Here is a 26,314-nt window from a genome sequence, read left to right as displayed (position 1 = left end):
GTTCTGCATTTCAGATAATCCGGTGGACCGGCAAATGCAATCAGGCGCGGATGGCAATGCGGGCAGCCAGCCAACTGACCAGCATGAACCCGAAGTCCACTGGCAACCATGCAGCCATCGCCGCTTCATCCGCGATGCCAAAGGGCAGAACATACAACGCAAGGCCCGACATCTCATCCGGGGTGGCGGTCAGGACCATGGCAGAGATGTTGTTGGAAAAGTGGAGCGCGATCGCCGGTCCCAACGTGCCGGACCGGGCGGTCAGATCGGCCATAAGCAGACCAAATAGGGTGGCCCAAAGGGCAATCGTCAACGCGTTGCTGCCCGCGCTTTCGGGCAGGTAATGGCCTGCGCCGAACAGGACAGCAGGGGCGACCATCCATATAAGGGGCGACCGAAACCGCGCCGCCAACTGCTGTTGAAGATAACCGCGAAACAGCACCTCCTCGGCACCAACCTGTACCAGCACGGCAACAAGGGCAAAGGGCAGCAGGAACAGCCACCGACCAACAGGCATGTTCAGATCAAGCGGCGCGCCAACATCGTATGGCGGCAGCACCCACAGCGCCACGGTCAGCAGTACCATCATGAACAGAACGGCCCCGAAGTGCCGCACAGCCGGACCAAATGGCCCAATCAATGTCGAAGGGCGCCTCTTGTGCACCATGATGACAACCATGCCCGATGCCACGGCCAAAAGGCCCAGCTGAAACAGCAGCAGCAGCATACCACCCGCTGTCTGACCCGTGCGCGCATCCCGCAAGAGCGTCCTGGCCGTCTCCGGCTCAAGCAGGCTAAGAATAGTGCCAAACACCAATTGGCTGAGCACAAGAAAAAAGCCGGCCACCAGCACAAGGCCAAGGGTCAGTCGCCACAGCTGCGCCCGATCCAGTGCCGGTGCAATGAACCGAGCGTGCGGTCGGTAATCGAAGCTCAACACACCCATCAGGTGTCCAGCGGTGGGGGCGGCGGCCCCTCGTCCTGAGGAATTTGGACATTGGCTTGGCGCAACAGTTCCGCCGCACCGGTCAGGTGGCCTGCCACAGTGTGCAGAAGGCTCATCAGAACAGATGGATCGTTTTCCAGAACCGAGCGGAACTCGGCGGCCCCAATGCGCAGGAACGTGACGTCGGTCAAGGCAGTCAAATGCAATTGCCGTGGTTCGTTGAGGATGATGGCCAGATCGCCAATCAGACGTCCGGGTTCAATCACGGACACATGCCAGTCCGTGCCATCCGTCGCATCATAACTCAGTACTGCACTGCCTTTGACGCACAGATAAGCCGCGTCCGGCTTTTCATCCATCGAGAAGATGCGCTGTCCCGCCTCGGCCGTGTACCATTGCGCGGCAAACGCCAAGAGCCGCTGGTTCCGACTCTCGACGCCGGAAAACAGTTCGGCCCGAGCAATCACGCGCAGTTTGCGGCTCAGATCATCGGTGTCATCGTCATCCTCGTCATGAGCCTGAACCCCATCGATGCGCCCATCCTTGATCTCGACAAACAGGTCATAAGCATCCGGATTGTTGAAATTCTCCTCCAGGAAAATCAGCGTCGCCTCGGGCAACAGCTTGCGCAGCGCTGACCGGGTCTCGCGCCTTTGATCAGCGCTGTGGCTGGCCAGGGCGCGGTCCAGAACAAGGACATCGGGACGTTTGATGCCCGCACGGGAAAAGGCTGCCCGTTCATGGAAAATGGTGGGCAGGTTGTTCCCACCCAATCCGGTGCGGATGTCAAAAATGGTTTCGGCCACTTGGCGGCGCAGCCCGTTGTCGTTGATCAACTCCGCAACCAAATCCTCGACCAACTCACCCTTGGCGCCGGCCACCATGGAAACCCGACCATACAACGCATTTTCCAGCAGGCTCAGGCGCGGCAAATACGTGTCCGGTGCGATAGGAATGAAGATTTCCTCGGTCTGCGCCCGCAAGGCGGCCCCGCTCGTCTTGCGGATCTGCACGATCTCGTTCTTGAAGCTTTCGGGAAAGGCCGGGCCAATCTGTTCCGCGGTAAAGGCGAACGGCACAGTCAGCAGCAATGAAAACTCGTCGTCGGTCAGCGCTACATCGCCCCGTTCGCGGCGCCGTTGCGCGATATCCACAAGCTCCTCGTACATTTCTTCTTCGATGTTGAGCGCGGTAAAAAGCGGGTGCCCTGTGCCGTCGCGGCCAAAGGTCTGGTGCAGCGTCTCGATCAGGGTTTGCGAGATGGCGATACCTTGTTCGGCCAACCCATGTTCAAAGACCAGGTTGATGAACCGATGATCCCGGGCAAGTCCCTGCTGGGAAATCTCGCGCGAGGGCGACGCAAACAAAAGGTTCCCGCCCAATGGGACCGCCGGGTTAAACTCGTCTGGGTCAAAGCGATACACCTCATCCAGCACGCCCTTTTCGCGCAGACACGCTTCGACTGCAGGGCGCAGATCGACGATCGCCTTGGCAAGCTCAGGGTGTTTCTGCGGGTCGATATGACTGACCAGCATGCGGCGGAACATGAACTCGTCAATGCCCATCGCCTCGACCAGTTCGAACCACCACGCACGGACCTCATCCTCGGTTCCAAGCCCGGCAAGGCTGGGGTCCACCCAATCCGCATCCACACGGTCCACACTGTTGCCGGAACGTTGCGCTTCCGTCGTGTATCGATCCTTGCGACTCTGATCCCAAGGCACGGTATTCGGACGGGTCATCAGCGGCATCAACAGGTTGCTGCCAAGGGTACCGTCAAACAGGTATGGGCGGGACTGAGCATAGCCGATCCTGGCGGCCACGACCTCTTGATGCAGTTCCGACAGATCATGCTCGGCAATGGTGATCGTTCCTCGGGTTGGCAGCACCTCGCGTGTCAGCAGCTCGGCCAGCGCGGTTCGTTCGGTCTGGTTCTTGACCTGGATCGCAACCCGTGCACCCTTTGGAATGGTCAGATCAATCCGCTCCAACACAGGCGTGTTTTCGGCATTGCGAATGGTCACGTTGTCCAGAACGATATCGCCCTGCAGATGCGGAATGACCTCGGGCTCTCCCTCAAACAGCGCTTCGTCGATCATGTCGCGCGGGGCAAAGCGGTCAGTCACGATCTCCCAGCGCAGCGACATGTCCTGCGTCTGGTTGTAATAGGTCAACAACTCTTTCCACGGGCTGGACAGGTCCTTGTAGGCGGCAATGGCCGCCACAAGCGCACCCACCGTGATGTCACCCCGAATGGCAAGGTACCCGCCCACCGAATAGAAGAAGAACGGGGTCAGCTGCGTGATGAAGTTGTTGAGAAACTTCATGAAGAACTTCTGCTGATAGATCTTGAACCGCAGTTCAAAAATCCGGCCCAGCCGGTCGGTGAACTGCGCCTGCCGATAGCGCAGACCGCCATTGGTGCGCAGATCCGATATGCCTGCGGCACTCTCGCCAATCTCAGCCGAAAAGGCGCGGACCTGCTTGATCCGGTCTTTGTTCAGCAAATTGATCCGGCGCTGCAGCATCGGAATGATCCACGCCTGCAGCGGGATCAACGCAATCCCTGCCAACCCGAACCACACGGACTGTAAAAACAGGAAGACCACGATGATCAGCATCTGGCCCGCCTGGAACACCGGTTGGGCCACCATATCGCCCATCAGGCCGCCCATCGGCTCGGCCTCGGATGTGACCATGCTGACCAGCTCGCCCTGGCTGGTGGATCGGAAGTAGCTGCGCGGAAAACGCAGCATGCGACTGATCAGCTGGAAGCGGAAGCGTCGCAGCAGGCGTTCAGCTGTCACCCCCTTCATCGTGTTCAGGCGCATCTTGAGCAAACCGTGCGCCAACACCGCAGCCAGATATCCAAGACACAGGGCCAGCAGGAATTGAATCTGGCTTAGCTCAAAACCAAAGGCGTTGATGATATCGCCCGAAGCGCCGATCGCATCATTGATGATGCGCTTGGGCAGCTCAAGCGTGGCGTACAGAAACGGGAACGTCACAACGGTCAGCGCAAGCAACATCAGCTGATCGCGCTTTGAGTGCTTCCAGATAAAAGCAAAAATGCTGGAATCCATGGTCCATCCCAATCGGCGGCGCCCCTGTCCAATTGGCTGCCAATGCAACCCGGCGCTACGCGTTGGAAACAACTAGTGCCAGCAACGCTTTATTACAACCGCGGGCGCTTGCAGCAGCGCAGGGCAATGGCTATTGCAGTGCGGACGCTTTCAGGGGAGACGCCAGATGCTTAAAGGCAAGTTCGATAAGTCCAAGCTACCCAGCCGACACGTGACCGAAGGACCTGCGCGCGCGCCGCACCGGTCCTACTACTACGCCATGGGTATGACCGAGCATGAGATTCACCAACCGCTCGTCGGCGTGGCAACCTGCTGGAACGAAGCAGCCCCCTGCAACATTGCACTGAACCGTCAGGCACAATCAGTGAAGATGGGTGTGAAATCAGCCGATGGCACACCTCGCGAATTCACCACCATCACCGTGACCGACGGCATCGCCATGGGGCACGAAGGCATGCGCTCGTCGCTAGCCTCGCGCGAAGCCATTGCGGACACGGTCGAACTCACCATGCGCGGCCACTGCTATGACGCGCTTGTGGGCCTCGCGGGTTGCGACAAATCCCTGCCGGGCATGATGATGGCGATGATCCGTCTGAACGTGCCTTCTGTGTTCCTCTATGGTGGGTCCATCCTGCCAGGCCGTGCGCCCGTCGGCGCCCAGGTACCCGCGGAATATGCCAACCGCGACCTGACCGTGCAGGACATGTTCGAAGCGGTTGGCCACCAGCAAAACGGCACCATGACCGAGGCGGAACTGGACGTGCTCGAACGCGTCGCCTGCCCCTCTGCCGGGGCCTGCGGCGGCCAGTTCACCGCCAACACCATGGCGTGTGTGTCCGAAGCGATCGGCCTCGCCTTGCCAAACTCCGCCGGTGCCCCTGCACCCTACGAGTCGCGCGACCAATATGCCGAAGCATCCGGTGCGGCCGTGATGAACCTCATCGAAAAGAACATCCGCGCCCGGGACATCTGCACACGCCAAGCGTTCGAAAACGCGGCCCGCGTGGTTGCCTGCACGGGCGGCTCCACCAACGCCGGTCTGCACCTGCCCGCCATGGCGCACGAGGCCGGGATCGATTTCTACCTCGATGACGTTTGCGAGATTTTCCGCGACACACCCTACTTTGTCGACCTGAAACCAGGCGGCCAATACGTCGCCAAGGACATGTACGAAGCGGGCGGCATCTATGTGGTGATGAAGGAACTACGCAAAGCGGGCCTGATCCACGAGGATTGCATGACCGCCACCGGCAACTCCATCGGCGAAGAGCTGGACAAGATCAGCCTCGAAGCCGACGGGCGTGTGATCTATCCCATCGAAAACCCGATCACCAAGACGGGCGGCGTTGTGGGCCTGAAGGGCAACGTGGCCCCCGAAGGTGCCATCGTGAAGGTCGCCGGCATGGAAGCGCAACACCAGGTATTCACAGGCCCCGCCCGCGTGTTCGAATGCGAGCAGGACGCCTTTGAATCGGTCCAGAACCGCACTTACGAAGAAGGCGACGTATTCGTCATCCGTAACGAAGGGCCGTCCAGCGGCCCCGGCATGCGCGAAATGCTGGCAACCACGGCGGCCCTGTCCGGTCAGGGCATGGGCAAGAAGGTGGCGCTGATCACCGATGGCAGGTTCTCGGGTGCGACGCGCGGCTTCTGCATCGGACACGTCGGCCCTGAAGCGGCACATGGTGGCCCCATCGCGTTACTGAAAGACGGCGACATGATCACCATCAACGCGATCGAAGGGTCGATTAACGTCGCCCTCTCGGACGAAGAGCTGGCGGAACGCAAGGCAGCCTGGACCGGCGCGCGCGAAACCATCTACGCCTCGGGCGCGCTGTGGAAATACGCGCAACTTGTGGGCGAAACATACAAGGGTGCGGTCACGCATCCGGGCGCCAAGGCGGAACGACATGAATACTGGGACCTGTAAGGGTCTCCTGCTCGGCGCACTCTTCCTGGGTCTTGCGGCATGCGAAGATTTCGCAGCGTTCGACCTTGATGGGTCAACCGGCGAAAACCTTGCCCTGCGCGGTGCAAAGCTGGCAGGCGGCACGATAAAGCTGGTGCCGCCACCCGGCTTCTGTGTCGACAAGCGCAGCCTGCGCCAAAGCTTTGCGCTCATGGCACGCTGCGACACGTTGGGCGGACGGGTCACGACGAATGCCCCGCTTGCCATTATCACCGCCACAACGGTCAAGGCGAATAATGCTGCGCAAATCAGCACATCAGAGTTCGAAAGCACGTCCGAGACGGTGATCAAACGCATTGAGGACGCACCGCTTGCGCTGGTCCAGATCAAGGGCACACCCCCCAGTCCCGATATGCGCGACACGTATTGGCGTGGCGCTGCCCGGATAGGGGATCACGTGATCGGTCTCACCCTTTATGAAAGGGCGAATGGCACGAGTTTGGGCGACAGCGCGCCCAATTTACTTGTGAAAACCATTGAGCAGACACAGGAACAGTCCATCGTCGCCGCCGTTACGTTTCAGGACAATTCTGCAACGCAGGCGCCGAAACCGGCAGGCCGGGGGTTTCTCTCGGGTTTATTTGAGTGAAACCTTTGACATAGATAAACTACCGGCACGGAACCGGGCGCAAGGGCATATGGCAGGCAACCGCATCTCATTCATGGACAAGGTAACGCATCGACGTACGGTGCGCCGCTGGGCACGCGCGGCCCGCAATGCCAACGATGCCCACCTGTCCGAACTGCGTGGCCTGCGTTCAGCCGCGCGGCTGCTGCGCAGCCATCTGGATCGCCTCATCCACCGTGCCGACGAACGTCTGGCCCTACCCGCCATCGGCTCAACCGCATTCCCTCGCCCGCACAACGCCGATTGGGCGTGGCGCCCCGAACTCTGGCGCGGATCGCTGCCCAACCCGGGCATGTCGTCGGTTCAGACGAAATCCATGCTCGGGAACGAAGTCACGCTGTTCCACGACTGCGCTTTCAGTGAACTGACCCTCCGCCAGCTTCGTAACCTGCGCGAAGAGGATCTGGCCCCCTACGGCGTGCGCCTCGATGTCTTCAAGTTCGACGGCTCGTTCCTGTCGCTTGTGATCGATCTGCCCGAGGATGCGGTCAAGGGCATGACCAAGAACCACCTTCTGGGCATGAACACGATTGTCGAGATGGAAAAACCGCTGGAAATCTTTGCGCGCCTCAACGTGCGCCATGGCCCCAACACCGAACAGATCGTGCGTGAACTGCCCTTGAACCAGGAAGACGTGACAGTCGAGTTTGACCTCGCCTATTCCAAGCTGAACGAAAAGCGGGTTGAACGGGCTTGGATCGACCTGATCTTTGAAGGCCCCGAAATGAACCAGGTCACCCTGCGTGACCTCACCTTCTCGCGCCGTCCGCGCGCCGCCTTGTGATGAAAGGGACGCGATGAGCACTCTGACCCTCACACCCACCAAGATGCGCTACGGGATCTGGCAGGGATTGATCCAGCAGAACGGCACCGGCGTGCCCCAGATCAAGGTGACACACCTGAACAACGACGTCCCGGACGTTCAGGTGACGGAACAAGGCGAAGACGGGAAATGGTTACTGCAGGTGCCCGTCCCAGCCGAGGCGATTGCCGACGGTGTGCAGGTCTTTGTCATCACCGACGCCACCAATGACGAAAAACTGGGCCATTTCACCCTGATCGCGGGCGAAGCACTGGGCGACGATATCCGGGGCGAAGTGGCGCTGCTGCGCGAAGAACTCGACATGCTCAAACGCGCCTTCCGCCGTCACTGCGTCGAAACCAGCTAGCGCTGAGCCGCCTTCAGGACGGCCCGCAGCACGTCCAGATCCCCGATATGGTTGGCAAGGATCAGGATCCGCCGCGCGGCAACCGATCCAGCAGACAGGTCTTCCCCGGTTTCACACCCACCGCGTTTGCTCTCACTCGGGTCGGAGCGGGCCAGTCCAGCATGCCGGACCGGTTCAGCAACAACCCATCATACACATTGCACCGACAACCGCCCCGAATTGACCAATAGACAGGAAAAGACATGGTCCCGCGCCGACTCCAGCACCGGCGTTCCCTTACGCACAAAATCGAGAGCAAGTGCCATGCGGATTGGACCGCCGCCACAAAGTAAGAACAGGATGCCGCTGCGCAGGTAGAGCCGGGATATGATGGGGGCGTATGGATAGGGTTTGAAAGCTATGTCATAGCGCAAATCGACAGTGGTCTACCACGGCAACGCCTCCCACGCATCTTTCAGCGCCCCAACACGGACCGCACCTTCCCGACCAAACGTGGGGGGGCCTGTGCTTCTAAAATTACCTCACTGTCATCGCCGATGACCATGCCGGAGTTCGGATCACTCTCGGCAATAAAGGCCTACGGACCATACGTGATCTCGTCAAAGATGATGGTCTTTTCGGTCAAGTGCCCCAAGAGTAAAAGGCCATGTGCCAGATCCTGTCAGGAGGCGTCGGGTTGCTCGTCGGGATGGGCTGCGGCGATGGCAGGGACGTTCAGACAGGCCGCCTCAATCCGCTGCACCTTGGGAAAGGGGGTCAGATCAACCCCCCAGCGATGCGCGTTATAGACCTGCGCGACAAGGCACAGATCGGCAAGGTCGGGCGCATGCCCAAAGGCAAAGGGCGTGTCGTCCTGCACCAACGCCTCGAACGCGGTAAATCCTTCGACCATCCAGTGCCGCATCCATGCCATCGCCTCATCGGTATCCGCGCCATAGGCGTCGCACAGATGAGTCACGACGCGCAGGTTGTTCACCGGATGCACGTCGACCGCCACAGTATGGGCCGCCGCCTGTACGCGTGCACGCGCCACAGGATCAGCTGGCAACAGGGACGGTTCGGGCCACCGCGCCTCGATATAGTCCAAGATCGCCAGCGATTGGGTCAGCACGCTGCCATCTTCCAACACCAGTGTCGGCACGCCCTTGCCCGGGTTCATCTCGGCATAGGCTTCGTCCTTCTGCGCTCCGGCCAACAGGTCCACCGGCACCGTTTCAAACGGCACACCCTTCAGGTGCAGCGCCGCACGCACGCGGTAAGACGTTGTCGAACGCCAATAGCTGTACAGGGTCAAAGGGGCGGTCATGCAGGCGTCCATCAGCAAAGTCGTCGTATCGGTAACTGTTGATTTTGTAACCAACAAGCCTCAGCGCAGCAGCGCCGACGACCAGGCCTCAAGAAACAGCTCTCGTTTCAGCCGGTCCAGGTAGACCAGCAAACCGGGATCAAGGCTGACGACGTTCAGCACCTGTGCATCCGCATCCCCAATCGATGGCAAGGGAAAGCCGGGCCGATCCTGCGCCGCCCAAGCCCCGGACGTCAGGTAAGACACCATTGCCTCAGCCGCGCCGCCCACATCCGTGCTGTCCAGCACCAGCGCCGTGCGCATCATCGTCGTGGCGAAATCCTCGGGCGTGATGATTGTGACCGTGTCCAGCGTCTCGGGTCGGGTCGACGCATAGCTTCCCAGCACATTATAGGCCACGAACAATTCACCCGAGGCCAAATCGTCGATCATATCGCCCGAACAACAATACAGCTGCGCATCCAGGTTCCCGAACACCTCCATCAGCCGCCAGAACGTCTCGGACGCGCGGGCATCTTGCGTAGCGAACAGGTAGCCCAGACCAGACAACCGCACGTCGTAGGTGCCAAGCCGCCCACGAAAATGCTCAGGGTCCGCGCGCAGGGCCTCGATCAACTCCTGCCGCGTGCTGGGCAGTGGGCGCCCTTTGAACGCTGCGCGGTTCAGTACCACGGTCGCAGGTTCCAGCGTGAAACCAAACACACTCTGCCGCCACTGCGACCCGCCCTGTTGCGCCAAGCCGGGCAAGCGGCGCGCCAGCCCGTCATTCGCCAGCTTCAATTGCAAATCCATGGCGCTCGAGATCACCACGTCAAAGCAATCGCCACACTCGGCAATCAGCGTCACTATATCTGCCGACCCAGCCACAGCATAATCCACCGAGACTGATGGATTGCGCGCGATGAACCCCTCTAAAATCGGCGCGAAAATGTCAGTGTCGGTGCTCGACAACACGCGCAGTGTCACACCGTCCTCTCCATGGAACATCTGGCGGTCTTCCAGCTCTGCTGCGACGAGCACACCCGCCCAAAGGCACAGGATCACAGATACAAAGTTGCGCATGCCCCACCCTCATCCAAGTTCGCCAGTCCCAGCCGCCCGCCATGGGCTTCGGCCACATCCTGCGCGATGGTCAGACCCAAACCAGAGCCCACCGTATCGCCGGCGTTCGCCCCACGTTGAAAACGTTTTGACAGCTCCGCCATCTGCTCGGTCGGAAACCCGCCACCCTCGTCACACACGACAATCGCGACCGGATCACGCTGCACCTCGATCCGCACCACCCCTTCGGGCGGGGAATACTTCAGCGCGTTGTCAATCAGGTTGCGCACTGCATTCTGGATCAGGATCGGATCACCCTGCACCTCGACCGGTCCCTCGGCAATCAGCACCAATTCCAGATCCTTCATCTCGGCCACAGGCGTCAGCCGGTCCACCAGCTCCCGACAGATGCCGACAAGATCAATCTGCCGCCGCTCCAACTGGTCCCCGCGAAAGGTAACCATGGCATGGTCCAGCAACTGTCCCGCTGCCCGGCTGCTCTCATCAATCGCCCGGATCATGGATCGCAGAGCGGCGCGGTTTTCATCCTTGTCCACGCGCATCAGCGTCGCCTCGGCATGGGTGCGCACAGTGGCCAAAGGCGTCCGTACCCGGTGCGCGGCCTCGGCAATGAATGTCTCGGATTGGGTCAGCGAATGGCTCAGTCGGGTCATCAGTGAATTCAACGATGTGACCAAGGGCGACAACTCGGTCGGCACCGGGCGCACCACAGGGCGCAAATCACGGGGACCCCGCCGCGCCACAGCTTCAGCCATCTGGCTCAGGGGGCGCACCGTCGACCGCGAAGTCCACAACGCCATGCCCGCCGCCAAGACAAAAAACGCCCCACCAAACAGCGCCGCATTCACCGAAATCGCCCAAAGCGTCCCGGCCAGGCTGTCGCGCGTCTGGGCCACACTCACGGTCAATAAAACGGGCGCTGGACCCGCAGGCAAAGCACGGGTCAACGTTGCACGCCGCACCTCCGCCCCACCAAACGTTTGCGTCTGAAAATCCAGCCCCACCGCCGGATCAAACGGACCCTCCGCCAACCCGTCATAACCGGTCAGCAACGCATCCCCCTGATGTACGGCATAAAACACACGGTCATCGGCCGCCGTATCCAACATGGCAAAAGCGGCATAGGGCACATCCACTTCGATCTCCCCATCGCGTACCACCGCCGCATCCATCAAAGATGTCAAAGACGCCTCAAGAATCCGATCCTGACTTTGCTGCGCGATCTGCTGGGCATAGGTGCGCACAACAAGGAAAAACAGAACAGCCAACAGCGTGGCGCCCCCAATCAGGGTCCAGGTCAGCCGCCGCCGCAAGGATGTCGCGCTACGCCTCATCCAACCGATACCCCAAACCCCGATGCGTCGAAATGGTCAGGCTCGACGGTTCCAGATGCTTGCGCAACCGCCCCACATAAACCTCGATCGCGTTCTCGGTTACCGTCCCGTCATAGGAAAACAACCGGTCCACCAGCTTGTCCTTGGAAAAGATTTGGCCGGGCGCGTTCATGAACAGCTCCAGCAAACGCAGCTCGCGATTGCGCAGGGTCACATTCTGCCCACCAATGGTCAAAACGGATGCCACCGGGTCCAGCGCAGCATTGCCCCGGCGAATGACAGTCTGCGCCGACCCAGTGCGACGGCGCAGAACGGCGCGGCAGCGGGCCTGCAATTCGGCGTGGTCAAAGGGCTTGGTCAGGTAATCATCGGCCCCAAGGTCCAGCATGCTCACCCGATCCGACACTTCGGATCGCGCTGTCAGGACAATGACAGGCGTGTCATCCTCTTGCGCGCGGTGACGCTCCAGAAACAAACGGCCGTCGCCGTCGGGCAGCATGATATCCAGCAGGATCAGATCGTACTCTCCGACACGCAAAAAGTCTGACCCCTCGGACAATGTCGCGGCATGGTCAATCACGTGCCCATCCAGACGCATCCGGGTACAAAGTGCACCCGCCAGTTCTGCATTGTCCTCAATCAGCAGGTATTTCATCCATTCCGCCCAGAACTGCGCCGCCATGACAGGTTTGTGTCAGGTTCGCATGTTTTCACGGCAGCATTCGCGTGAAAACGCGTGAAGTCAAATGGGAGGACATCATGAAAACGTTCCAGATGGGCCGCAGGGCCCTGCTTGGCGCAGCTATGGCATTTGGCCTGAGCAGCGCAGCATTCGCAGACGGCCACCAGGTCGTCGACAGCATCCACTTCCTGATCCCCGGCGGCGCCGGCGGTGGTTGGGACGGAACCGCGCGCGGCACGGGCGAGGCGCTGACCGGTGCAGGCCTCGTGGGCACCGCATCCTTTGAAAACATGTCGGGCGGCGGCGGCGGCAAAGCCATCGGATACCTGATCGAAAACGCCGACAGCAACCACGGCACGCTGATGGTCAACTCAACCCCCATCGTGATCCGCTCGCTGACAGGCGTGTTCCCACACAACTTCCGTGACCTGACACTGGTTGCAGGCACCATCGGTGACTACGCTGCGATGGTCGTGGGCAAAGACAGCCCCATCAACTCGATGGAAGAATTGCTGGCAGCTTATGACGCCGATCCGAATGGCACAGCCATCGGTGGTGGCTCTGTTCCCGGTGGCATGGACCACCTGGTTGCAGCCATGGTGATGGAAGCCGCGGGCAAGGACGCGCTGGGCGTGAAATACATCCCCTACGATGCGGGCGGCAAAGCCATGGCGGCACTGCTGTCAGGCGAAATCGCGGCGCTCTCCACCGGCTTCTCCGAAGCGGTTGATCTGGCCAACGCAGGCGAGGTCAAAATCATCGGCGTGACAGCACCCGAGCGTGTGGACGCGGCCCCGGATGCCATGACCATGAAGGAACAAGGCATCGACACCGAGTTCGTGAACTGGCGTGGGTTCTTCGGTGCCCCCGGACTGCCCGAAGACAAGGTGGCGATGTATCAAGACGCACTGACCAAGATGTATGACACCCCCGAATGGGAAACCGTGCGCGCGCGCAACGGCTGGGTCAACATCCACAACAACGGGGACGAGTTCAAAGCCTTCCTCGAAGGTCAGGAACAAGTCATTGGCGACCTGATGAAGAAGCTCGGCTTCCTCTGAATTGAAGCAACTTTGGTGCGGAGCGAACACGCTCCGCACCTGCCCTTTGCCGGGGCTAAACCGTTAAGATTAAGGAAAATTAACCCTTTTTCTCAATGAAATCATGAGTGTCCCCGCGGGGACAGATCAATCGGGGGGATATCATGGCACTGGATCGCTGGATCGGACTGATCCTTTTGGGCATTTTTGCCGCCTACGGCTACGCTGCATGGTTCACCATGGACGGCAGCCTTGCACCGTTCATGCAGCGCAACCCCATCTGGCCCTCGACCTTCCCAAAGGTGCTAAGCGTGCTCGGCATCCTCGTTGGCCTGATCATCGTTCTTGGCTTGGAAAAAGGCGACAAACCGCGCGAGGAAAATCCCTCGGTCATCGTCTACCGCCAACTCCGCGAATTCAAGCTGGGTCAGGCCGGTCTGCTCCTCGGTCTCATGGTCGCCTACGCCCTGCTCTTGCGCCCCGCCGGGTTCATCATCGCCACGGTCAGCTTCCTTGTCATGGGTTCTGTCATCCTCGGCGAACGCCGCTGGGTGACGATGATCGTTGTCGCAGGCGTCGCCACCGGCGTTGTCTGGTATCTGGTGCAGGTGGTGCTCGGCATCTTCCTGCGCCCCCTACCCGCATTCATGGGGATCTAAGACCATGCTCGAAGGTATCCTGATCGGCCTGCAAACGGCCTTTTCCATCCAGAACCTGCTTATGGTCATCGGCGGCTGTCTGATCGGCACGTTCATCGGTATGCTGCCCGGCCTTGGCCCGATGTCGATCATCGCCATCATGATCCCGGTCGCCATCTCTCTGGGTGACCCGTCCGCCGCTCTGATCCTGCTGGCGGGTGTCTACTACGGCGCCATTTTCGGCGGCTCGACGTCTTCCATCCTGCTCAACGCGCCGGGGGTTGCAGGCACCGTCGCAACCAGCTTCGATGGCTACCCCATGGCCCGCGACGGCAAGGCGGGCAAAGCACTGACCATCGCCGCCATCGCATCCTTCTGCGGCGGCTCCATCGGGGCGATCCTGCTGATGATTTTCGCGCCGATGCTGTCGTCGGTTGCGCTCCTGTTCCACTCCGCCGAATACTTCGCGTTGATGGTCGTCGGCCTGTCGGCCATCGCCGCCTTCGCGGGTACGGGTCAGGTCGCCAAAGCGATCATGATGACCCTTCTTGGCCTCATCATGGCAACCGTGGGCGAAGGTGCGCTGTTCAATATGCCACGCTTCACCATGGGGCTGATGGACCTCCAGTCCGGGTTCGCCTTCATTACCCTCGCCATGGCGATGTTCGCCCTGCCCGAGGCGCTCTACCTCGTGATGGACCCGAACCGGTCCAAGTCCGGCCAGTCCGGCGACATCAAGGATCTTCGGATCACACGGGACGAAGCCAGGTCCATCGCCCCGGTCATCGGTCGTCAGTCCCTGCAGGGCTTCTTCATCGGCGTACTGCCGGGGGCCGGAGCGACCATCGCATCCTTCCTAGGCTACGCGGTCGAACGCAACATCGCACCCGAAAAGGAAAAGCAGGAGTTCGGCAAAGGATCCATCAAGGGCCTTGCCGCCCCCGAGACGGCGAACAACGCCGCGTGCACGGGATCGTTCGTACCGCTCCTGACGCTCGGCATCCCCGGTTCCGGCACCACAGCCATCTTGCTAGGCGCATTGATCGCGCTGAACGTCACACCCGGTCCGCGCCTCATGGTAGACGATCCGCAGATTTTCTGGGCTGTCATCATCTCGATGTATATCGGCAACCTTGTTCTTTTGATCCTGAACCTGCCGCTGATCCCATACATCGCCAAGATCCTCGCGGTGCCACGCAACTTCCTGATCCCCTTCATCCTCTTCTTCACGCTGATGGGGGCGTATATTGGGCAGAACAACGCGACCGAACTGCTGCTGCTTGTGGGTTTCGGCATCTGCGCGACGATCCTGCGTTTTGCGGACTACCCGCTGGCCCCACTGCTAATCGGCTTCATCCTCGGCGGGATGCTCGAAGACAACTTCAGCCGGTCCATGCAGCTTTACGACGGCGTCAGCTTTGTCTGGGAACGGCCCATGACACTGGGCCTGCTGGTCATTGCAGCGCTTCTGGTGATCTTGCCCAGCTACCGTGCACGCCGGGCGCGTCTGCGGGCGCGGGGGGTTGCGGACGGTGACTAAACCGCTGGACGGGGTCCGGGTCCTTGACCAACGTCCTGGCTGGGCCGTTCTGTTGTCACCAACTGGCCCATATGGGCGCCGAAGTGATCAAGGTTGAGGCCCCCGGTCGCGGGGACCTTGCCCGGCAACTGGGTGCCGATCCCGCGCTGAATGCGAAAGGGATGGGGGTGTCTTTTCTTGCCCAGAACGCGGGCAAGAAATCGGTCACGGTGAACTTCAAACATGTGGACGGCAAGACGCTGTTCCTAAGGCTCGTCGAGACCGCCGACGTCGTGGTCGAGAACTTTCGTCCCGGCGTCATGGACCGCTTGGGGTTGGGCTACGAGGTGCTGAAGCCGCGCAGGCCTGATCTGATCTATTGCGCGATTTCCGGGTTTGGTCAGGACGGCCCTTGGGTCGATCGACCCGCCTATGACCAGATCGTGCAGGGTGTATCCGGCGTCATGTCGATCACCGGCGATGACGACAGCGCACCCCTGCGCGTGGGCTATCCGGTGGCAGATACCGTGGGCGGGATGACGGCGGCCTTTGCTGTGGCCTCCGCCCTCAACGCCCGTCCCCGCGGGGCTTTTATTGATTGTTCGATGCTGGAGAGTGTGTTGACGACTATGGGGTGGGTTGTATCGAACCATGTTATTGCGGGGGTGGAGCCACGGGCAAACGGAAACGAGAATCCAACGTCTGCCCCGTCCGGAACATTTGAAACCGGGCTTGGACTGATCAACATCGCGGCCAACAAGGATGAGCAGTGGGTATTACTTACAGATTTCCTTGGTTTGGATGAACTGCGCGACCGGGCCGAATACAGCACACGAGAAGATCGCAAACGGAACCGTATGGTGCTGCGCACAGAGATCGAGGCGGCGCTTTTGGAATGGACTGCAGTTGATCTTGCGCAAGCATTGAACGCCATCGATGTTCCCGCAGGCGCAGTAATGTCGGTGCCAGAGGTGTTGTCCCATCCACAGATCGCAGACCGTGGGCTGATGTCGCGCTACCCGGACGTACCAGGGGTGGGGCGCGATATCGAGGTTGTGAATACCGGGGTCAAGCTGGATGGCGCACCGTTGACGGTGCCCACCCCGCCGCCGCGACTTGGGGAACATGGGCACGAAATTTGGCGCGCACTGGGTCTGAGCGACCAGGACGTTGCGGACCTGACCGACGAGGGGGCGATATGAGTGACGTTTCAGATTGGTGGTCTACCGACATCATCGACATGGCGCCCGGTCAGGTCCGGCTGCGCGGACATCCGATTGAGGACCTGATTGGCGCGGTGAGCTTTCCGCAGATGATCTGGCTGATGACCCGTGGTGACATGCCGTCCGAGCCTGAGGCGAAACTGTTCGAAGCGGCTCTGGTCGCCGCCGTCGATCATGGACCGCAAGCGCCATCGATAGCCGCAGCGCGGATGGCCGTCACCTGTGGACTGAGCCTGAATGGCGCGATGGCGTCTGCCGTGAACATGCTGGACGATGTGCATGGTGGCGCGGGCGAGCAGGCGGTTCAGCTTTATGCCCGCGTGGAAGCGTCCGATACACCTTTGGCTGAGGTTCTGGACGCTTGGCGGACTGAGCATGGGCCGTTCATTCCCGGATTCGGACACCGGTTTCACAAGCCGGTCGATCCGCGTGCCCCAAGGCTTCTGGCCTTGGTGGATGAAGCGGCAAAGGCTGGAACTGTATCCGGGCGCTTTTCTGAGATTGCGCGCGGCATCGAGGCGGCGCTTGCCGCAGAGAAGGGCAAGCCCGTGCCCATGAACATCGACGGTGCCACGGCTGTGATATTTGCCGAGTTAAGTTTTCCCGCACCGTTGGCACGCGGACTGTTCTGCCTGTCTCGATCCGTCGGTATCCTGTCCCATGCGTGGGAACAAAAACAGCAGGGTGGTCGCAACAAGGGGCCGACGCCACCTGATTATCGCTGGACCTATACCGGCCCCAACCCGATCAAGGACTAGCGACCCATCCAGCCGCCATCGACCAGCATTACGTGGCCGTGCATGTATGCAGATGCGTCGGAAGCGAGGAAAACGGTGGGGCCTTTGAAGTCCTCAGGTTTGCCCCATCTGCCAGCTGGGATACGCTCTAGTATGGATTTCGAGCGTATCGGATCGTTGCGCAAGGCTTCGGTGTTGTCGGTGTCGATATAACCGGGAGCGATAGCGTTCACGTTGACGCCCTTACCCGCCCATTCGTTGGCAAAAGCCATGGTCAGTTGGCCAATCCCGCCCTTGGAGGCCGCATAGCCAGGCACCGTAATCCCACCCTGGAATGTGAGCAGAGAGGCGGTGAAGATGACCTTGCCTGAGCCCCGTTCGACCATTTTCTTGCCCACCTCACGTGTGAGGATGAATTGAGCGTTCAGGTTCACCTCAATCACTTTGTCCCACATGTCGTCGGGATGGTCAGCGGCAGGGGTGCGCAGGATGGTGCCCGCGTTGTTGATCAGGATGTCGATCTGCGGGTGGTCTGTGAGGACCTGCGCGGCGAAGGCTTTGACTGCTGGGCGGTCCGAGAAGTCGCAAGCGTATGGTGTGAATGTGCGACCCATGGCTTCGATGCGTTGTTGCACGTCCGAACCGGGGGCGAGCGTAGCACTGACGCCGATGATGTCGGCCCCGGCTTCGGCCAGCGCCTCGGCCATGCCGCGTCCTATACCGCGTTTTGCGCCTGTTATAAGGGCGGTTTTGCCGGTCAGGTCGAAGGAGTTGCGAACGTTCATTGCAGCCCCTCCGTGACCCGGATCATGGATTTCATGGCGTTGGGGTTTTCGGTGAGCGTTTTGAACGCGCCCTCGATGTCGTCCAGCCCCTGGATGTCGGTGATAAAGGCATCACAATCGACGACGCCTTTGGCGAGCAGGTCCATGGCCTTGTCATAATCCTCGGGCCGGTAGACGCGCGCGCCGATCAGGTCCAGCTCGCGCCAGAAGAACTGGAACATGTCGATCTGCGGTTTGGTGGCGTGGATGGCGACCATGACAATACGCTCCCGTGTAGCGGCGGCAGCGGTCATCAGATCGACGCCGGGTTGGCTGCCGGACACCTCGAACACCACGTCAGCCCCTTTGCCACCCGTCGCCTCATGCATGGCTTTGGCGACGTCGGTTGTTTTGGGATCCATCGTGGTGAACCCGATCTTTTGCGCGAAAGCGAGGCGGTTGTCGTTGATCTCGGCCACCGTGACGTTGGCCCCTGCGTTCCGCGCGGCCATGGCGACCAACATGCCGATGGGGCCACCGCCGATGACCAGAACGTCTTCGCCCGGTTTCACCTTGCCGCGGTCGACGTCGTGGACGGCGACGGCCAGCGGTTCGATCAGGGCAGCGTGGGCGAGGTTGAGGTCTGAGGGGAGGACGTGAACGGTATGGGCCGGGACGTTCCACTTCTGCTGAAAGGCCCCGTCGCTGTCGATGCCGATGAATTTGAGGTTGTGGCAGATGTGCTGGTGGCCGGCGTCGCAGGCGGGGCAGTCGCCGCAATGATCAAGCGGGCGGACGACGATGGGTTGGCCGGGTTCGAACCCGTCAACGCCCTCCCCGACAGCCGAGACAACGCCGGACATCTCGTGCCCGATGGTGCGTTCAAAGCCGACGCGGGCATCCATGTGACCGAGATAGATATGCAGGTCCGTGCCGCAGATTCCGCAATAGGCAACATCGATCTGTACCTGACCAGGACCGGGCGCAGGTGTCTCCACCGCCTCGACCGAAAAGTGTTTGTCGCCGCGATAGAAGGCCGCCTGATGCGTCATGTGTGGTGTCCTCTCTCCCTGTTCGCGCGACTTTGGACCGGATTGGAAAGACCGATCAAGGGCAAGGGTCAATTTCGTGAAACCGGAATCTCAGGACTTTGATATCAACGTCTTGGCGGCGCCCACAATACTGTCGGTCGAGGGGAGCGTGGCGGCATAGGCGGGGCCGGTAGCGATGAAGCAATCTTCGGCTGCAAGGCGGGCGATATTGGTGATGTCGGCCTCGGCAAATAGGGTCATGAGAGCTTCGGACTGGCTGCCGGTGCGGCGGCATTCATCGACGATAAGAGTGGCATTGCATCCCTTGACCTGTTCGATCAGGGCCGCTTCTGGGAGAGGCGCAAGCCAACGCATGTCGATAACGCGGGTATTGATGCCGTCAGATTGCAAACGTTGCGCCGCCTGTTCCGATAGGTAGCGTCCATTTCCGTATGTGACGATGGCGAGGTCAGTGCCAGTACCGCTGACACCAATATCGCCCAGCGCGATCCGCTCGTCGGGCGCCGGGTAGGTCGACATCCAGCTCTTGTCGCCCTCGGCGTGCAGGTCGCGCATGGGATAGAGGGCGATAGGTTCAACAAAGACCACGACGCGCTGTTCCTCGCGCGCAAGGCGGACTGCTTCGCGCAGCATCTTGGCAGCGTCATCGCCGCGCGACGGGCAGGCGATGATGAGGCCGGGGATGTCGCGCAGAACAGCCAACGAATTGTCGTTGTGAAAATGCCCGCCGAACCCGCGTTGGTAGCCAAGGCCCGCGATGCGCAGGACTATGGGATTGGTGTATTGGCCGTTCGAAAAGAAGGGGAGCGTGGCAGCTTCGCCTCTGAGCTGATCCTCGGCGTTGTGGAGGTAGGCGAGGAACTGGATTTCGGGGATCGGAACAAATCCGTTATGCGCCATGCCGATGGCAAGGCCGAGGATGGATTGTTCATCAAGCAATGTGTCGATGACGCGGTGCGGGCCGAAGCGGGACTGCAGTTTTTGCGTAGCGCCATAGACGCCGCCCTTTTTACCTATGTCCTCACCCGCCATGATGACTTCGGGGTGTTCGAGCATCAAGTCGGTGAGCGCCCATGAGATGAGTTTACTCATCACCTGTGGGTCTTCGCTGCTGCGCAGATCGGTGCCGAAGACCTGAGCGCGTTCTTCGACAGAAGGTCCGTTTGTGGTTGCGCATGTGCGAGCTGGGGGGATCAGGCTGGCGCTAACATCTGCTGAGGTTTGCAAGCGAGAACGCTTGGTGGCTCTGGCCGCAAGCGCTTCGCACTCCCCTCCGATCTTTTCGTAAAGCGCGAGCGCCTCCTCTGGCGTGATGGTCCCACTGTCGCGAAGCAGGCGAGCGGTGTGGAGGAGCGGGTCGTTGCCCTCATCAGCTTCGATGTCTGCCTTGGCACGGTAAGTGGCTTCGACGTCTGAGCCTGCGTGACCATAAAGTCGGACGGTGCGTATGTGCAGGAAAGCGGGGGATTTGTGGCGGCGGACAAATGCGGCGGCTTCTGCTGTGACCCTTTGGGTTTCGGCGACATTCAGGCCATCGCAAGCGAAATATGTGAGCCCCGGTTTGGTTGAGAAGTTCGCAGCCACCCATCCCGAAGGTGTGGGCGTCGAGATGCCAATGCCATTGTCCTCGCACACGAACAGCAGCGGCAGCGGTGCATTCTGAAAGCTTGTCCAGCAAGCCGTGTTGATCGCCCCTTGGGCCGTGGAATGGTTGACCGAGGCATCGCCAAAAGAACATATGACAAGGCTGTCGTCGGGCAAGTGTGCATGCTCTGGACGTTGCCGCTTGGCAAGTCCGATAGAATAGGCAGCCCCAACCGCCTTGGGCAAGTGACTGGCAATGGTCGAGGTCTGCGGCGGGATGTTCAGCGCCTTCGATCCCAGAACCTTGTGTCGACCACCGGACATTGGGTCCTCGGCAGAGGCGGCGAAGCTGAGCAGGATGTCCCAGGCCGGAGTCTGGTTGGGTACCTGGCCCGCGCGCGCGATCTGAAACGCAGCATCGCGATAATGGAGGAACGCCATGTCGGTGGGCCGCAGTGCGTGTGCAACGCCCGCCATCCCTTCGTGCCCGCTGGACCCGATTGTGTAGTATCCCTGCCCTGCCTTTTGCATCGCGCGACTGGTGCGATCGAGTTGGCGGGACAGGCATTGCGCGCGGAAAAGGGTGAGAAGCGTTTCGGCATCCATGTCGCCAGCACCACTGCCCATTGGCAAATCGTTGGCCTTTAGCCGCCGGTGGAAGTTGTCATGAACGATGGCGGCGCGATCCATGTGGCGTGGTCCGTATATGCGAAGCGTTGAAGGCCATAGAACAGGGACCAAGGGCAATGGTCCAGCAGGCAGTTAAAGTGTTACTAATTCTCATATGAAACACTAAATTGTGTAACATTAATTGTTGAACGGAATCACCATACGGCGTACTTAAGGCCTAAGGAGGAGCCGATGGACGCATGGATTTGTGATGCTCAGCGTACGCCCATTGGGCGGTACGGCGGTGCTTTGTCCGGCGTCCGCGCCGATGACCTGGCGGCTGCGCCCATTGCGGCATTGATGGCGCGCAACCCCGAGTTGGACTGGGCCGCTGTGGATGATGTCGTCATGGGCTGTGCCAATCAGGCCGGTGAGGACAATCGAAACGTGGCCCGAATGGCCGGTCTGTTGGCGGGTTTGCCTGTGGATGTGCCGGGAATCACCGTGAATCGCCTGTGCGCCTCGGGCATGGACGCGGTGGGCATCGCCGCACGCGGTATCAAGGCGGGTGACATGGACCTGGTCATTGCCGGCGGGGTCGAGAGCATGAGCCGTGCGCCGTTCGTGATGCCCAAGGCGGACACCGCGTTTTCGCGCGCCAATCAGGTATATGACACAACCATCGGCTGGCGGTTCGTGAACCCGAAAATGAAAGCGGAATATGGGATCGATTCCATGCCTCAGACGGCTGACAATGTGGCGGCTGACTGGGATGTGGGGCGTGCGGATCAGGATGCCTTTGCGGCACGGTCGCAAGAACGGTGGGCCGCGGCGCATGAGGCCGGTATCTTTGCTGAAGAGATTGCGCCTGTGTCGATCCCCCAGCGCAAGGGTGATCCGATTGTCGTACAAACGGATGAACATCCGCGCCCGGGAACATCTGTCGAGAAGTTGGCGGGACTGCGCGGGATCAACGGGCCGGACCTGAGCGTGACGGCAGGCAATGCGTCGGGCGTGAATGACGGCGCGGCAGCGATGCTGATCGCGTCGACAGAGGCGGCAGATGCGCAAGGCCTGACGCGCATGGCGCGGGTCGTTGGCATGTGTGCCGCCGGGGTCGAGCCGCGCGTTATGGGGATTGGGCCAGTGCCTGCCTCTGAAAAGGTGTTGAAGCGTGCGGGCCTGACCATCGACCAGATGGATGTGATCGAGTTGAACGAAGCGTTTGCGTCGCAAGGCTTGGCAACACTGCGCAGTCTGGGTGTGGCGGATGACGATCCCCGTGTAAACGCACAGGGTGGGGCAATTGCGATCGGTCACCCGCTGGGCATGTCGGGCGCGCGGCTGGTGATGACCGCCGCTTATCAATTGAAACGGACCGGTGGCCGCTATGCGCTGTGCACCATGTGTGTGGGCGTGGGGCAGGGCGTTGCCATGATACTCGAAAGGGCTTGAGACGATGTATGCACAGATGATCAAATCCGAAGCGACACAGGACGATCCCGAGAAGCTGGCTGCGTTCCAAGCCCGTATCGATGCGGGGGACAAGATCGAGCCGAAGGATTGGATGCCTGCGGGCTATCGCAAGACGCTGATCCGCCAGATCGGGCAACACGCGCATTCCGAGATTGTTGGTCAGCTGCCCGAGGGCAACTGGATCACCCGCGCACCCACGCTGGAGCGCAAGGCGATCCTGCTGGCCAAGGTGCAGGACGAGGCGGGGCATGGGCTGTATTTGTATTGCGCGGCGGAAACGCTGGGCGTGAGCCGCGATGAGCTGACCGAAATGCTGCTGGACGGGCGGATGAAGTACTCGTCCATCTTCGCATATCCGACCCTGACATGGGCGGATATGGGGGCTGTGGGTTGGCTGGTTGATGGTGCTGCGATCATGAATCAGGTGCCGTTGCAGCGCACATCTTATGGCCCTTATGCCCGGTCGATGGTGCGCATCTGCAAGGAGGAATCGTTCCACCAACGCCAGGGCTTCGACATCATGATGAAGATGGCGAATGGGACCAACACACAGAAGCGCATGGCGCAGGATGCGCTGAACCGGTTCTGGTACCCGTCGCTGATGATGTTCGGACCGTCCGACAAGGAAAGCGTGCATTCCGAGCAGTCGATGGCGTGGAAGATCAAGATGAATTCCAACGACGAGTTGCGCCAGAAATTCGTCGATCAGACGGTGCCGCAGGCGGAGTACTTGGGTCTGACGATTCCGGATGAAACGCTGGCCTGGAACGAAGAGAAGGGTGAGTATGACTTTGCCGAACCTGACTGGTCCGAGTTCTTTGACGTGTTGAAGGGCAATGGCCCGTGTTCGGTCGAACGGATCGAGGCGCGGCAAAAGGCTTGGGACGATGGGGCGTGGGTACGCGAGGCGCGGCTGGCGCATGCGGCCAAGAAACAGGCGGCGAAGGTGGCGGCGGAATGAAACAGGAATGGCCCCTTTGGGAAGTTTTTATCCGTGGTCAGCATGGGCTGTCGCACCGCCATGTCGGTTCGCTTCATGCCACTGATGCCACCCACGCGATCCAGAATGCACGAGATGTCTATACCCGCCGCAAGGAAGGTGTGAGCATCTGGGTGGTGCCAGCCGCCGACATCACGGCCTCATCCCCCGATGACAAGGGATCACTGTACGATCCGGCGGACGATAAGGTGTACCGCCACCCGACCTTCTTTGACATTCCAGACGATGTGGGGGCGATGTGAGCGTTCCGGGCCTGATCCGCATGGGCGACAACACGTTGGTGCTGGGTCAGCGGGTGTCAGAATGGTGTGGGCATGCGCCTGCGCTTGAGGAAGACATTGCGCTGGCCAACACGGCGTTGGACCTGATCGGACAGACGCAACTGTGGTTGGGTCTTGCCGCCGAGCGTGAAGGTAAGGGACGCACAGCCGACACGCTGGCTTATCACCGCGATGCGTGGGACTTCCGCAACCTGCTGTTGGTCGAACAGCCAAACCAGGATTTCGGCGTGACGATGATGCGGCAATTTCTATTTGATAGCTGGCATCTGGAAGCACTGACCACACTGGCAGAGCATGATGACACGGAGATCAGTGCAATCGCGCAGAAGTCCGTGAAAGAGGTCACCTATCACCGCGAACGCTCGTCTGACACCGTCATCGCGTTGGGGGAGGGGACCGAGGAAAGCCATGCGCGGATGCAGGCGGCGTTGGACCGGCTGTGGCCCTATGTGGGCGAAATGTTCAGCACGGATGGCGACGATCTAACGGATATGGCTGCGCTAAGACCCGCTTTTGACACTTATTTAGAGACTGTTTTGACCGAAGCCACGCTCGTGCGACCGCACAGCGACTTTGCCCATATGGGCGGCAAGACCGGGGCGCGTCATACAGAACATCTGGGGCATATGCTGGCGACGATGCAGGTTCTGCCCCGCAGTTACCCTGACGCGACATGGTAATGACGCAACCCTCTGTGGACGAGGTCTGGAGCTGGCTTGCCGCTATACCGGATCCGGAAATCCCCGTGATATCGATCGTCGATCTGGGGATCATTCGGGATGTGCAGTGGCTGGATGACACCCTCGAAGTGACGGTGACGCCCACCTATTCCGGATGCCCGGCGACCAGCATCATCAACATGGAGATTGAGACGGCTCTCCGGGTCAAGGGCATCGAAAACCTGTCTCTAAAAAGGCAGATTGCCCCGCCTTGGACTACCGATTGGCTAAGCGATGCGGGCAAGGCCAAGCTGGAAAGTTATGGTATCGCGCCGCCCAAAGCGGCTGGCGGACCAGATCGCTGCCCGCATTGCGAATCGTCCAGCGTGGAAAAGATCAGCCAGTTTGGATCGACGCCCTGCAAGGCGCAGTGGCGCTGCACCGACTGCCTGGAACCCTTTGACTATTTCAAGTGCATATGAGCCAGTTTCACACCCTGACCGTGACCGACATTCACCGCACCATCCGCGACGCGGTTGTACTGACCCTGGAGTCTGAGGACCCACAGGCGTTCCGGTTCATCCCCGGCCAGTACTTGACCTTCAAACAGGATTTCGACGGGACAGAGCTGCGCCGCAACTATTCGATCTGCGCAGGGCTGGATGACGGACATTTGCAAGTGGGCGTAAAGCGCGTCGACGGGGGGGCATTTTCCACCTACGCCAACACGGAGCTGCACGTCGGCGATACGCTGCATGCCATGCCCCCGATGGGCAGCTTTCACACAAAAATAGACCCCAACAAGGGGAAATCGTATCTTGGCTTCGCTGGTGGTTCGGGGATCACACCCGTTCTATCGATCCTCAAAACCGTGCTGGCGCGCGAACCAGACAGCACTTTTACTCTCGTCTATGCGAACCGGGCCGTACACACGATCATGTTCCGGGAAGAGTTGGAGGACCTCAAGAACCGCTACATGGGCCGATTCACCCTGATCCACGTGCTGGAGACGGGGCAAGACATCGACCTGTTTTCGGGTCGTGTGGATCAAGAGAAGTGCGCGCTGTTGTTCAAATCTTGGATCAATGTGGATGCCATCGACACCGCGTTCATCTGCGGGCCGGAACCGATGATGTTGGCAATCTCTGAAGCGCTTGAGGCGCATGGGCTGTCCAAGGACCAGATCAAGTTTGAGCTATTTGGCGCAGGTCAGGAGGGGCGCCTGGCGAAACAGGCGGTCAGCGCGCGGGCTGAGGGTGCGGTTGAAACCAGCGTGAAAATCACGCTGGACGGGACCACGTACCAGATGGAAATGTCCAAGGATTCATCTGTATTAGAGACAGCTTTGGCCAATAATCTTGATGCCCCCTTTGCGTGCAGGGCCGGGGTCTGTTCCACCTGCAAGGCCAAGGTGACCGAGGGTAAATACGAGATGCTGACCAATCATGCGCTTGAGGACTACGAGGTCGAAGCCGGTTTCGTGCTGACCTGCCAGTGCTATCCGCTCAGCGATACGCTGCGCGTCGACTACGATCAACACTAAGGGGGCCACC

25 protein-coding genes are annotated in these 26,314 nt (G+C 60.3%); 15 read left to right on the top strand and 10 right to left on the bottom strand.

Translation table 11 applies throughout. From position 1 onward, the window contains the following. Window positions 1-40: 40 nt before the first annotated feature. Window positions 41-946, bottom strand: a complete 906-nt coding sequence (locus Q1A75_RS02580) for a CPBP family intramembrane glutamic endopeptidase (protein WP_299555581.1) — start codon at window positions 944-946, stop codon at window positions 41-43. After that, window positions 946-4,029, bottom strand: a complete 3,084-nt coding sequence (locus Q1A75_RS02575) for an ABC transporter transmembrane domain-containing protein (protein WP_299555579.1) — start codon at window positions 4,027-4,029, stop codon at window positions 946-948. Before Q1A75_RS02575 ends, Q1A75_RS02580 begins: the two co-directional genes overlap by 1 nt. A 166-nt stretch (window positions 4,030-4,195) precedes the next feature. On the opposite strand from Q1A75_RS02575, the gene ilvD reads away from it, so the two are divergent. Genes ilvD through Q1A75_RS02555 form a run of 4 tightly spaced genes read left to right on the top strand, consistent with a single transcriptional unit; the run spans window position 4,196 to window position 7,795 of the window. Continuing rightward, window positions 4,196-5,959, top strand: a complete 1,764-nt coding sequence (ilvD, locus tag Q1A75_RS02570; RefSeq protein WP_299591812.1) for a dihydroxy-acid dehydratase — start codon at window positions 4,196-4,198, stop codon at window positions 5,957-5,959. Continuing rightward, window positions 5,940-6,587 carry a hypothetical protein gene (locus tag Q1A75_RS02565; RefSeq protein WP_299548161.1) on the top strand — a complete coding sequence of 216 codons (648 nt, stop codon included), beginning with the start codon at window positions 5,940-5,942 and terminating at the stop codon, window positions 6,585-6,587. Before ilvD ends, Q1A75_RS02565 begins: the two co-directional genes overlap by 20 nt. Window positions 6,588-6,636: 49 nt before the next feature. After that, window positions 6,637-7,410, top strand: coding sequence for a DUF6478 family protein (locus Q1A75_RS02560; protein ID WP_299548158.1), 774 nt, complete (start codon window positions 6,637-6,639; stop codon window positions 7,408-7,410). Between the two features lie 13 nt (window positions 7,411-7,423). Then, window positions 7,424-7,795 (top strand): hypothetical protein, encoded by a 372-nt coding sequence (locus tag Q1A75_RS02555; protein WP_299548154.1) that lies wholly within the window; start codon window positions 7,424-7,426, stop codon window positions 7,793-7,795. Here the strand turns inward: Q1A75_RS02555 and Q1A75_RS24240 are convergent. The 5 genes from Q1A75_RS24240 to Q1A75_RS02535 all read right to left on the bottom strand — a co-directional run bounded on the left by Q1A75_RS24240 (window position 7,792) and on the right by Q1A75_RS02535 (window position 12,152). Continuing rightward, window positions 7,792-7,893 (bottom strand): DUF2783 domain-containing protein, encoded by a 102-nt coding sequence (locus Q1A75_RS24240; protein ID WP_366142164.1) that lies wholly within the window; start codon window positions 7,891-7,893, stop codon window positions 7,792-7,794. The two genes, Q1A75_RS02555 and Q1A75_RS24240, sit on opposite strands and share 4 nt — an antisense overlap. Before the next feature lie 563 nt (window positions 7,894-8,456). Continuing rightward, window positions 8,457-9,101: a maleylacetoacetate isomerase gene (gene maiA, locus Q1A75_RS02550; RefSeq protein ID WP_299548151.1), complete on the bottom strand. Its 645-nt coding sequence runs from the start codon at window positions 9,099-9,101 to the stop codon at window positions 8,457-8,459. 60 nt (window positions 9,102-9,161) lie between these two features. Then, entirely contained in the window at window positions 9,162-10,163 is a 1,002-nt protein-coding gene (locus tag Q1A75_RS02545) for an ABC transporter substrate-binding protein (RefSeq protein ID WP_299548148.1), read from the bottom strand. Beyond that, window positions 10,142-11,497 (bottom strand): sensor histidine kinase, encoded by a 1,356-nt coding sequence (locus Q1A75_RS02540; protein WP_299548145.1) that lies wholly within the window; start codon window positions 11,495-11,497, stop codon window positions 10,142-10,144. The genes Q1A75_RS02545 and Q1A75_RS02540 overlap by 22 nt, the downstream gene beginning before the upstream one ends. Then, window positions 11,487-12,152 carry a response regulator transcription factor gene (locus Q1A75_RS02535; protein ID WP_299548189.1) on the bottom strand — a complete coding sequence of 222 codons (666 nt, stop codon included), beginning with the start codon at window positions 12,150-12,152 and terminating at the stop codon, window positions 11,487-11,489. Before Q1A75_RS02535 ends, Q1A75_RS02540 begins: the two co-directional genes overlap by 11 nt. Window positions 12,153-12,256: 104 nt before the next feature. Between Q1A75_RS02535 and Q1A75_RS02530 the strand changes: the two genes are divergently transcribed. From Q1A75_RS02530 to Q1A75_RS02510, 5 genes are all read left to right on the top strand, one after another. Further along, window positions 12,257-13,240 carry a tripartite tricarboxylate transporter substrate-binding protein gene (locus tag Q1A75_RS02530; protein WP_299548142.1) on the top strand — a complete coding sequence of 328 codons (984 nt, stop codon included), beginning with the start codon at window positions 12,257-12,259 and terminating at the stop codon, window positions 13,238-13,240. 143 nt (window positions 13,241-13,383) lie between these two features. After that, window positions 13,384-13,878, top strand: a complete 495-nt coding sequence (locus tag Q1A75_RS02525) for a tripartite tricarboxylate transporter TctB family protein (protein ID WP_299548139.1) — start codon at window positions 13,384-13,386, stop codon at window positions 13,876-13,878. A 4-nt stretch (window positions 13,879-13,882) separates the two neighbouring features. Beyond that, window positions 13,883-15,397, top strand: a complete 1,515-nt coding sequence (locus tag Q1A75_RS02520; protein ID WP_299548136.1) for a tripartite tricarboxylate transporter permease — start codon at window positions 13,883-13,885, stop codon at window positions 15,395-15,397. Between the two features lie 23 nt (window positions 15,398-15,420). After that, on the top strand, window positions 15,421-16,578 hold the full coding sequence (locus tag Q1A75_RS02515) for a CoA transferase (RefSeq protein WP_366142163.1): 1,158 nt from the start codon (window positions 15,421-15,423) through the stop codon (window positions 16,576-16,578). Then, a complete protein-coding gene (locus tag Q1A75_RS02510; protein WP_299548133.1) occupies window positions 16,575-17,357 on the top strand; it encodes a citryl-CoA lyase in 783 nt (260 codons plus the stop codon). The genes Q1A75_RS02515 and Q1A75_RS02510 overlap by 4 nt, the downstream gene beginning before the upstream one ends. Here the strand turns inward: Q1A75_RS02510 and Q1A75_RS02505 are convergent. The 3 genes from Q1A75_RS02505 to Q1A75_RS02495 form a co-directional block, all read right to left on the bottom strand. After that, window positions 17,354-18,121: an SDR family NAD(P)-dependent oxidoreductase gene (locus tag Q1A75_RS02505; RefSeq protein WP_299548130.1), complete on the bottom strand. Its 768-nt coding sequence runs from the start codon at window positions 18,119-18,121 to the stop codon at window positions 17,354-17,356. The two genes, Q1A75_RS02510 and Q1A75_RS02505, sit on opposite strands and share 4 nt — an antisense overlap. Beyond that, a complete protein-coding gene (locus tag Q1A75_RS02500; RefSeq protein ID WP_299548127.1) occupies window positions 18,118-19,152 on the bottom strand; it encodes an alcohol dehydrogenase catalytic domain-containing protein in 1,035 nt (344 codons plus the stop codon). Before Q1A75_RS02500 ends, Q1A75_RS02505 begins: the two co-directional genes overlap by 4 nt. A 90-nt stretch (window positions 19,153-19,242) precedes the next feature. Beyond that, complete coding sequence (locus Q1A75_RS02495; RefSeq protein ID WP_299548124.1) at window positions 19,243-21,426, bottom strand: alpha-ketoacid dehydrogenase subunit alpha/beta; 2,184 nt, start codon at window positions 21,424-21,426, stop codon at window positions 19,243-19,245. A 171-nt stretch (window positions 21,427-21,597) separates the two neighbouring features. Here Q1A75_RS02495 and pcaF point away from each other — a divergent pair, with 171 nt between their 5' ends. From pcaF to Q1A75_RS02465, 6 genes are read left to right on the top strand one after another with little or no spacing between them, the layout of a single operon-like run. Beyond that, window positions 21,598-22,800 carry a 3-oxoadipyl-CoA thiolase gene (pcaF, locus tag Q1A75_RS02490; RefSeq protein ID WP_299548121.1) on the top strand — a complete coding sequence of 401 codons (1,203 nt, stop codon included), beginning with the start codon at window positions 21,598-21,600 and terminating at the stop codon, window positions 22,798-22,800. Window positions 22,801-22,804: 4 nt separating this feature from the next. Then, complete coding sequence (gene paaA / locus Q1A75_RS02485; RefSeq protein ID WP_299548118.1) at window positions 22,805-23,782, top strand: 1,2-phenylacetyl-CoA epoxidase subunit PaaA; 978 nt, start codon at window positions 22,805-22,807, stop codon at window positions 23,780-23,782. Next, entirely contained in the window at window positions 23,779-24,063 is a 285-nt protein-coding gene (gene paaB / locus Q1A75_RS02480) for a 1,2-phenylacetyl-CoA epoxidase subunit PaaB (protein ID WP_299548115.1), read from the top strand. The genes paaA and paaB overlap by 4 nt, the downstream gene beginning before the upstream one ends. Window positions 24,064-24,083: 20 nt before the next feature. Beyond that, on the top strand, window positions 24,084-24,782 hold the full coding sequence (paaC, locus tag Q1A75_RS02475) for a 1,2-phenylacetyl-CoA epoxidase subunit PaaC (protein WP_299548186.1): 699 nt from the start codon (window positions 24,084-24,086) through the stop codon (window positions 24,780-24,782). Further along, on the top strand, window positions 24,782-25,243 hold the full coding sequence (gene paaD, locus Q1A75_RS02470) for a 1,2-phenylacetyl-CoA epoxidase subunit PaaD (protein WP_299548113.1): 462 nt from the start codon (window positions 24,782-24,784) through the stop codon (window positions 25,241-25,243). The genes paaC and paaD overlap by 1 nt, the downstream gene beginning before the upstream one ends. Further along, the gene (locus Q1A75_RS02465; RefSeq protein WP_299548111.1) at window positions 25,240-26,304 is read left to right on the top strand and encodes a 2Fe-2S iron-sulfur cluster-binding protein; all 1,065 of its coding nucleotides are present in this window, start codon (window positions 25,240-25,242) and stop codon (window positions 26,302-26,304) included. Before paaD ends, Q1A75_RS02465 begins: the two co-directional genes overlap by 4 nt. Window positions 26,305-26,314: the final 10 nt, after the last annotated feature.

Source organism: uncultured Tateyamaria sp. (assembly GCF_947504105.1).
In the GTDB taxonomy this organism is placed as follows: domain Bacteria; phylum Pseudomonadota; class Alphaproteobacteria; order Rhodobacterales; family Rhodobacteraceae; genus Tateyamaria.
This window is presented reverse-complemented; position numbering and strand designations above follow the sequence as displayed.